This is a genomic window from Streptomyces sp. NPDC012794 (assembly GCF_042901085.1).
Taxonomy (GTDB): Bacteria; Actinomycetota; Actinomycetes; order Streptomycetales; family Streptomycetaceae; genus Streptomyces.
This window is the reverse complement of sequence record NZ_JBIBCI010000009.1, coordinates 157409-165840: the sequence shown is the minus strand read 5'-3', so window position 1 is coordinate 165840 and position 8432 is coordinate 157409. Positions and strand designations below refer to the sequence as shown.

The following is an 8432-nucleotide window of genomic DNA, read 5'->3' as shown; positions in this document are numbered from 1 at the left end:
CGTCTCCTCCGGGGCCGGCCCCGGCCCCGGGCCCCCGCCCCCGCGGGGGGGGCGCCCGGGGGGCCCCCCCCCCCCGCCCCCCCCCCCGGCCGGCCCCCCCCCCCCCCCCCCCCCCCCCCCGCGGACGCGTGGCACCGGACGGTAGTGGCCGGGCCGCTGCTGCGTCAGGGGCGTTCGAAGGCGAACCGCAGCGAGCGGACGCGGTTGTCGAAGTTCGACCCCGCCAGATCGGGCAGGCCCACCGCGCGCAGCCCCACCGGCCGGGTGAGCAGCTCCCGGAACAGCGCCTTCATCTCCACCCGGGCCAGATGGGCGCCCAGGCAGAAGTGCGGTCCGCCGCCGCCGAAACCCAGGTGCGGGTTGGGGGAGCGGGTGATGTCGAAGGCGTCCGGGTCGGGGAAGACCGCCTCGTCGCGGTTGGCGGACGCGTAGTACAGCACCACCTTGTCCCCGGGCTGGAACAGGTGGCCGCCCAGCGTGTGTTCGGCGGTGACCGTCCGGCGGAACTGGATGATCGGCGTCGAGTGCCGGATCATCTCGTCCACCGCGCCGTCCGCGTACTTCTCGAAGTCCGAGAGCAGCAGTTCCCGTTGGCCGGGGAAGTCGGTCAGCAGGGTCAGCCCGTGGCTGATGGCGTTACGGGTGGTCTCCACCCCCGCCACCATCAGCAGGCTGAAGAAGGCACCCAGCTGGCGGGCGCCGAGCGCCTGACCGTCCACGTTCGCGCGGACCAGGGCCGAGATCAGGTCGTCGGTCGGGTTCTTGCGCCGCTCCCGCCCGATGCCCGCGACCATCCGCTGCATCCGGGCCAGGGCCCGCAGGCCGCGGCCGGGCATCCGCAGCCGGGCGGCGAGGCCGCGTTCCACGCCGATGTTCTCGGAGGCGTGGTCGACCCGGGCGGCGATCTCGGCGCGGTAGCGCTCCGGGATGCCCATCATGTTGCAGATGACCTCCAGGGGCAGCCGCGAGGACACCGCCGAGACGAACTCGTCGGGACGCTCGGCCAGGACATCGTCCACGATCCGCGCCGCGACCGCGTGGATGTCCGCCTCGGCCGCCGCCAGCAGCCGCGGCGTGAACGCCCGCTGCACGATCTTCCGCAGCTGCGCGTGGTCCGGGCCGTCCAGGTTGACCATGGAGTCCCCGAACAGGGCCCGCACCCACCGGGCCGGCTCCGGCGTCGTGACCCCGGGGGCGCTGGAGAACACCTTCGGCAGCCGGCTCGCCTCCTGCACGTCCGCGTGGCGCACGAGGGCCCAGTGGCCGCCGCCGCCCCCCTCGGGGACGAACGCCGGGGAGTCCAGCGCGCGCAGCCGGGCGAAGGCCGCGAGGCGGTGGGCGGGGGGCCGCTGCCAAAAACCCGGCTCGGCCAGCTCCCCTCCGGGATCGGTACCGGAGCCGTGCCGTTGAGGAGGGAGTGTCATGGGGGCTGTCTCTTCCTGTCGCCGTTCTGCTGAGCTGCTGAACGGGTCCGGGGGCGTGGGGGTGACGGCCGGTCGCTCAGACTTCGGCCCCGGCACGGGCGGGTTGCCGGCCGCGGACGGCCAGGGCCATGCCGACCACCACCGTGGCCGTCGCGACCAGCCCCGCGTAGAGGACCGCGTACGAACCCGCCCAGGTGCAGGCCAGCAGCGCGAGGGCCGACACCGGCAGCACCATCTGCTGGGCGGGGCCGCGCTTGAAGTGGCGCGAGTGCAGCAGCCACACCATCAGCAGGAACAGTGCCGACGGGACGGTCACGGCGGCGTTCGCGGCGAGCTGCGAGACGTGCGCCTTGCCGACCGCGTGCTCCACCGCGACCTCGATGCCCGCACCGATCGCCGCACCCGAGGCGAAGACCAGCAGGTGGCCGTAGCCCCACGGAATCGCCTCCCGGTTGGAGGCCAGCCGCTCGTGCATCGGCGCCGCGAAGTAGATCCACCACGCCGCGAAGACGATCAGCAGTGCGCCCGCGGCGATGGGCAGCAGCTCACCCAGCGCCTCGTGCTCGTCGAGCGCCGACTTCACCGCCACCGTGCTCGCCGCGATGGTCTCGCCCAGCACGATGATGGTGAAAAGGCCGTACCGCTCCACGATGTGGTGGGCGTGCCAGGGCGTCTGGTGCCCGCGCTCCGCCAGCAGCGGCACCATCAGCTCGGCCACCACCATCACCACGAACAGCCAGCGCTTCGCGGCGTCCGGGGCGAACAGCAGCCCCACCCAGCCGGCCTGACAGACGACCAGACCGACCGCGTACTTCAGCGCCGTCGCACGCGCCTCACCGCTCTCCCCGGCCGCCGCGCGCAGCCACTGCGCGGTCAGCGCCACCCGCATGATCAGGTAGCCGATGACGGCCACCGTCCAGTCGTTCCCGTCGAAGGCCCGGCTCACCCCCGCCGCGTAGACGAGCACACCGGCGATCTGCACGAGCGTCGCGATCCGGTACGGCACGTCGTCGCAGTCGTAGGCGGAGGCGAACCACGTGAAGTTCATCCACGCCCACCACACCCCGAAGAAAACGAAGGCGTATCCGATCACCCCAGTCCCCGGATGGCCCTCCGCCAGCGCGTGCACCAGCCGCGCCCCCGCCTGGGCGATCGCGACGACGAAGCAGAGGTCGAAGAACAGCTCCAGCGAGGTCGCCGTCCGGTGCCCCTCGTCGCGGCTGCGGGCGGTCATCGGTACGTACGTCATACCGCCCAGCACACCAGGGCCCGCCCCCACCACCGGCGAGGCGCGCGGCCGACGCCCCCCGGGTACCCCGGGCGGGCCCGTGCCGGCCCGCCGACGACCGGCCCTGCCCGTGGCCTTCCTGGTCGGGCGCTACGGCGGCACCTTCGGGCCCTCCATCGGATTCGCCGCCGGCCTGCCCCTGCAGATCCAGAACGACTTCGAGACGCAGGCCGACCGCGCCACGACCAAGACCTGGACCGGACCGTTCATCGGCGCGAGAGTGACCATGCCGTCCTTCGGCGGCGTGGCCTCGGCCCTGGTCGTCGTGTTCCCCGCCCTGCCGTCCGGCGGCGACCAGGGAAGCTTCTGGGCGTTCTTCACGGGTTCCCTGGTGGCCTTCGCCTTCTCCGGACCGGGCAACGGATCGGCCTTCCGGCAGCTCCCGGTGATCTTCCGCGAGCAGCACGTGCGCCAGGCGGAGCGCCAGGGCCCCCAGGCGCAGGCGGCCGCTCTGAAGCAGCCGGAGAGGGAGGCGGGCGCCGTCACCGGCTCCTGCGCGACCTGTCTCGCGGTCTGCTGGTGCCGCTGCGCCCGCAAGGGCGCGGAGGCTGCCAGCTGACCGGAGCGGCGGCGAGGACCCGGGTAGGGGGCGCGGACGGCCGTACCCTGGAGGCATGAGCACTGCCCCAGCCTCCGACCCGCAGTCCCCGAAGCCCGAAGCCGGGGCGAAGCCCGAGACGAAGCCGAAGCCCAGGCCGAAGCTGGTCTTCGACGACCCGCTGGACCAGCAGTCGTCGGACGACACCGACCGGGGCTGGGGCGAGCGGCCACCCGCCGGCGGGAGTACGGGCGACTTGGCCCGCTTCCTCGACGAGAAGCCCCCGCACCACATCTGACCTTCCCCGGCGGTCAGAAGGTGTCGCGCGCTCCCGGAGTGCTCCCCGACGCCGTGATGCGCTCGCCGTTTCCGTTCCGCTGCGAGACCAGGACGTCGCGGATGTCCTTGAGCACCTCCAGCTCGGTGATCTCCATGTTTTCCTGCACGCCCTCCTTGGCCTTGCGGCGCGCTTCCACCCTGGCGAGGTACTTCGCCATGGGCAGGACCATCAGGAAGTACACGACCGCCGCGGTGATCAGGAAGCTGAGCGCCGCGTTGAGCACCGAGCCCCACATGATGTTGACGCCGGTCGGCTCGCCCTTCGCGTCGACCCCACAAGGTGCCTTCAGACACGAGGTGTAGACATCCAGGTTCTTGGTGCCGATGGCGCCCACGAGCGGGCTGATGATCCCCTTGACGATCGAGTTCACGATGTTCGTGAACGCCGCGCCGATGACCACGGCCACCGCCAGGTCGACCACGTTCCCGCGCATCAGGAAGGCCTTGAAGCCCGCCAGTACGTTTTCCCTCTTCTTCTCGCTCACCACTGAGCCTTTCCTCGTGCCTGCTGTAGACGGAGCTAACGGTTCCGAAAGCTACGGCAGTCACCGCACGGCGTGTCCAATCAGCGCCCTCGTCAGGGCGACTTGACTGCTCCTCAGTGCGAATCAGCACAGCGTCACCGCCAGCCGCGCCACAGCCCCCGCCCCCACGAGGGCGCGTGCCGTCTCCCGGGGCACGGACAGCACCACCAGCGCGCCACCGTCCCCGACGCCCGCCTCGGCGGCGGGCACCTCGGTCACCCGGGCACCCGTCGCCACCACCCGGGGCGGCCCGCCGCGCTCCGCCGCGACCACGTCGACCCGGTCCCCGGCACGCAGCAGCCGCACCGTCCCGGCGTCCGCGATGCGCACGGGCGCCGACACCATCCGCACCGCCGTGGGCGCCGGTTTCACCGCGGGCGCGGCCGCGGGCGCCCCCCGGGAGGCCTGCGCGTCCGTTCCGCCCACCGCCAGGGCGGCCGCCACCACGGCCAGCCCGGCCGAGGCGACCCGCCGCCGGCGGCGCACCGCGCGCCGCAGCCGCCCTCCGGCCCGGCCCACACGGAGCGGGGGAAAGGGAGGCACGGGGCGCCCGGGGGGACACGTGGAGGAGCAGACGGGACGCGAGCCCCCGCAGGAGGAAGCGGCGAAGGCGCCCGGGGCGGAAGCGGGGGACGAGGAAGCCGGGGACGAGGGAGAGGTCCTGGACATGATGAACACCGCCAAGCTGGTCGTGGTCCTTGAGTCCGGGCCCACTGCCCGGACTCCCTCACGATCCGCCTCTCCGCCAGGCCCCGCTCCAGCCTGTGGACAATCCCCAGGCTGTGGACAACGCCGTCACCTCCAGGGGTCAGCGCCCCGTCGGGACCTGGCAGGCATCCGAGAAACCCTGGCTGGTCAGCCCGAAAGCACTGTTGACCCGCGAACGCCAGTTCTCCAACGCGACGACCGCCGTGAGCTCGACGAACGCGGCCTCGCCGAGCCGGGAGATCAAATCGGCGGCCAGCTCGTCCGTGACCGCCGGCTCCGTCTCGGTCATCGCCTCGGCGTACTCCATGACCAGCAGCTCCAGCTCGGTGAACACCTCGCGCGACTCGCGCCACCGCGGCACCCGCTCGATCTTCTCCGGCGAGAACCCCTTCTCGTGGCCCTCCCAGTAGCCGAAGTCCATGCACCACGAGCAGTTGATGCGCGCGGCCGAAGCCATCACCGCCAGGTGCTTGAGGCCGGCGTCCAGCTTGTTCCACTTCGCGGCCCGCTGCTCCAAGCGGACGTACGAGAACAGCACGCGCGAATTGTGGCCGTACGCCTGACCCGGGTCGAGCACCTTGCCGTACGTGCGGCGCGAGTACCAAGCGCCGAGGCGCATGAGCAGGGTGCGGGGCGGGGTGAGCGAGATGCGCGGCATGACGGGCCTCTTCCGGCGCTGGGGGTCCCGGTGACCCCTTCGCCATGGAGACAGGACAGCCCGGCGGAATGTGACACCCCCAGGAAGTTCTTCCGCCAGGCGGTACGCGGGCCCGGGCGCCTGGGAAGGCCCGGGGAACGCCCCGACGGCCCCGGGGCCATCCCGCCGGCGCGCCCGGGACCGGGAAACGAGCCCCGAGCGGCGCCGACAGGGCTCAAGCGCTCCTCAGCCGGCACTACGGCAGTTCGATGCCCAGGTCCCAGCCGTCGTGAGCGTGCGTGCACAGACAGTCGCGCGCTTCGGTCGCCGGCAGCGCCGCCACCGCGTCGAAGAGGACCTCGCGCAGCCGGCCGACGTTCTCGCCGAACACCTTGAGGACCTCCGTGTGGGAAACGCCCTCACCCGTCTCGGCGCCCGCGTCCAGGTCCGTGACCAGCGCCATCGACGTGTAGCAGAGCCCCAGCTCGCGCGCGAGCACCGCCTCGGGGTGCCCGGTCATGCCGACCACCGACCAGCCGGCGGCCGCGTGCCACCGCGACTCCGCCCGCGTCGAGAACCTCGGCCCCTCCACGACCACCATGGTGCCGCCGTCCACCGGCTCCCACTCCCGCCCCCGCGCCGCGGCGAGCGCCACCGACCGGCCCACCGGGCAGTACGGATCGGCGAAGGTGGTGTGCACGACGTTCGGGACCGTGCCGTCGGGCAGCGGCTCGCCGTCGAAGAAGGTCTGCACCCGGGATTTCGTACGGTCGACCAGCTGGTCCGGCACCAGCAGCGTGCCCGGCCCGTACTCCGCCCGCAGACCGCCGACCGCGCAGGGGCCCAGCACCTGGCGAACGCCGACCGAGCGCAGTGCCCACAGGTTCGCCCGGTAATTGATCTTGTGGGGCGGCACGGTGTGGCTGCGCCCGTGCCTCGGCAGGAACGCGACCTGCCGTCCGGCCAGCTCGCCCACGTAGAGGGAGTCGCTCGGGGGCCCGTACGGCGTCTCCACCTGGATCTCGGAGACGTCCTCCAGGAAGGAGTAGAAGCCCGACCCGCCGATTACACCGATCTCTGCGTTCACCATGGCCTCACCCTAACGGGGGACGCACAAGGCCCCGCCGCCCAAGAGGGCGAGCGGGGCCTTGCGGCGAAACGGAAGACGTACGGGATCAGGCGGCGGAAGTGGAGCTGCTGCCCGTGCTCGAGGTCGCCGAGGAGGTCGAAGCGGCCGGGGCGGCGGAGGCGGTCGACGTCGTCGTGGACGACGAGGACGGCTTCGAGGCAGGCGTGCTGCTCGACGAGGCGCCGCGACTGTCGTTCCGGTAGAAACCGGAACCCTTGAAGACGATGCCGACCGCGGAGAACACCTTCTTGAGGCGTCCGTCGCAGCTCGGGCACACGGTCAGTGCCTCGTCCGTGAACTTCTGCACGGCCTCGAGGCCCTCACCGCACTCGGTGCACTGGTACTGGTAGGTCGGCACGAATTTCCTCCTGGCACTCTCACTCAATGAGTGCTAACGACGCTCCATGGTGACGTATTCCGGCGGATCAGTCCACCGTCACGGGCGTGCGGTGACCGATCCCACGCTCGTTCGCCGTGCCGCGGACGGCCGGCGCGGACGAGTTCACGATCCGGCTCGGGGCCTGCGGAGCCAGCTTCGCGCGCAGCGCCACCAGGGTGACGAGGGCGAGGGCCGTGGCGACCAGCGGCACCAGGAAGCCGTACGAGGACCCGTGCGCGTCCGTCAGACGGCCGGCCAGGGTCACGGCGGCGGCCTGCCCGAAGGCGACCGCTCCGGTCAGCCAGGTGAAGGCCTCGGTCCGCGAGGCGGCCGGGATCAGCTGCTCGATCATGGTGTAGCCGGTGATCAGCGCGGGGGCGATGCACAGGCCGACGACCAGGCCGAGCGCGCCCAGCAGGACCATGGAGTGCACGGCCCACAGCACGGAGGCGGCGGCGGTCAGGCCGACGTAGCCCAGGATCAGACGGCGGCGCGGGCCGATCTTCCAGGCGACGGCGCCCATCGTGATACCGGCGATCATGTTGCCGGCCGCGAAGATGCCGTACAGCAGGCCGTTGGCGCCCGGGTTGCCGATCTCGTTGGAGAAGGCGGCGAGCGAGACCTGCATGCCGCCGAAGACGGCGCCGATGCCGATGAAGGCGACGATCAGGACGCGCAGGCCCGGGAAGGACAGCGCGGACTGGTGCTTGCCGCCGGCCTCCGGCCGCGGGGCGACCTTCGGCTCGGTGGCGCGCTGCGCGGCGAAGAACAGGCCGCCGAGCAGGGTCAGGGCCGCCTCGGTCGCGAGACCGGCGGCCGGGTGGACGCCGGTGCACAGGGCGGTGGCGAGCACCGGGCCGACGACGAAGGTGAACTCGTCGGTGACGGACTCGAACGCGGCGGCCGTCGGCAGCAGCGGGGAGCCCTCGAGCTTGGCCGCCCAGCGGGAGCGGACCATGGGGCCGACCTGCGGGACGGAGGCGCCCGCCGGGACGGCGGCCAGTGCGAGCGCCCACAGCGGGGCGCCGAGGAGCGCCAGTGCCGTCAGCGCGGAGACCGCGGTGGCGTGCGCGAGGACGACCGGCAGCAGGACGGCGCTCTGGCCGCGGCGGTCGGTGAGCTTGCCCATGACCGGCGCGAACAGGGCCATGGAGACGCCGGTGACGGCGGCGACGATTCCCGCATCGCCGTAGGAGCCGGTGGAGTGCTGGACGAGCAGCAGGATGCTGATGGTCAGCATGCCGAAGGGCAGGCGGGCGGCGAAGCCGGGGAGGACGAAGGAGAGGGCGCCGGGCGTGCGCAGCAGCTGCCCGTAGCCGGGTCGGGCGGACTTGTCGGTCGTGACCGCGGATGTCACGGCCTGGCCTTTCCGCTGCCTGGTAGAGCGTCCCCGTCTGCGGACGGCGGGCCGCCTTGTGAGCGACCGCACCCGTACATGTGGGAGCCCCGAGAGCTGTCCTCTTGCG

Annotated in this window: 10 protein-coding genes; 2 read left to right on the top strand and 8 right to left on the bottom strand. The window is 72.5% G+C overall.

The window, feature by feature from the left end; genetic code table 11:
• Positions 1 to 164 precede the first annotated feature (164 nt).
• Entirely contained in the window at positions 165 to 1424 is a 1260-nt protein-coding gene (locus ACFY7H_RS18890; protein WP_388939328.1) for a cytochrome P450, read from the bottom strand.
• 76 nt (positions 1425 to 1500) lie between these two features.
• On the bottom strand, positions 1501 to 2673 hold the full coding sequence (locus ACFY7H_RS18885; RefSeq protein ID WP_388939326.1) for a low temperature requirement protein A: 1173 nt from the start codon (positions 2671 to 2673) through the stop codon (positions 1501 to 1503).
• A gap of 79 nt (positions 2674 to 2752) precedes the next feature.
• On the opposite strand from ACFY7H_RS18885, the gene ACFY7H_RS18880 reads away from it, so the two are divergent.
• Positions 2753 to 3271, top strand: a complete 519-nt coding sequence (locus tag ACFY7H_RS18880) for a hypothetical protein (protein ID WP_388939325.1) — start codon at positions 2753 to 2755, stop codon at positions 3269 to 3271.
• 55 nt (positions 3272 to 3326) lie between these two features.
• Positions 3327 to 3548 (top strand): hypothetical protein, encoded by a 222-nt coding sequence (locus ACFY7H_RS18875; RefSeq protein WP_388939324.1) that lies wholly within the window; start codon positions 3327 to 3329, stop codon positions 3546 to 3548.
• Positions 3549 to 3561: 13 nt separating this feature from the next.
• Here ACFY7H_RS18875 and mscL read toward each other — a convergent pair whose 3' ends face one another.
• The 6 genes from mscL to ACFY7H_RS18845 all read right to left on the bottom strand — a co-directional run bounded on the left by mscL (position 3562) and on the right by ACFY7H_RS18845 (position 8323).
• Complete coding sequence (mscL, locus tag ACFY7H_RS18870; RefSeq protein WP_388939322.1) at positions 3562 to 4074, bottom strand: large conductance mechanosensitive channel protein MscL; 513 nt, start codon at positions 4072 to 4074, stop codon at positions 3562 to 3564.
• 123 nt (positions 4075 to 4197) lie between these two features.
• On the bottom strand, positions 4198 to 4632 hold the full coding sequence (locus ACFY7H_RS18865; RefSeq protein ID WP_388939321.1) for a hypothetical protein: 435 nt from the start codon (positions 4630 to 4632) through the stop codon (positions 4198 to 4200).
• Between the two features lie 289 nt (positions 4633 to 4921).
• Positions 4922 to 5479 carry a carboxymuconolactone decarboxylase family protein gene (locus tag ACFY7H_RS18860; RefSeq protein WP_388939320.1) on the bottom strand — a complete coding sequence of 186 codons (558 nt, stop codon included), beginning with the start codon at positions 5477 to 5479 and terminating at the stop codon, positions 4922 to 4924.
• Between the two features lie 235 nt (positions 5480 to 5714).
• Positions 5715 to 6548 carry an S-methyl-5'-thioadenosine phosphorylase gene (locus ACFY7H_RS18855; RefSeq protein ID WP_388939318.1) on the bottom strand — a complete coding sequence of 278 codons (834 nt, stop codon included), beginning with the start codon at positions 6546 to 6548 and terminating at the stop codon, positions 5715 to 5717.
• 85 nt (positions 6549 to 6633) lie between these two features.
• On the bottom strand, positions 6634 to 6945 hold the full coding sequence (locus ACFY7H_RS18850; protein WP_388939316.1) for an FmdB family zinc ribbon protein: 312 nt from the start codon (positions 6943 to 6945) through the stop codon (positions 6634 to 6636).
• Positions 6946 to 7012: 67 nt separating this feature from the next.
• Positions 7013 to 8323, bottom strand: a complete 1311-nt coding sequence (locus ACFY7H_RS18845) for an MFS transporter (RefSeq protein ID WP_388939314.1) — start codon at positions 8321 to 8323, stop codon at positions 7013 to 7015.
• Positions 8324 to 8432 lie beyond the last annotated feature (109 nt).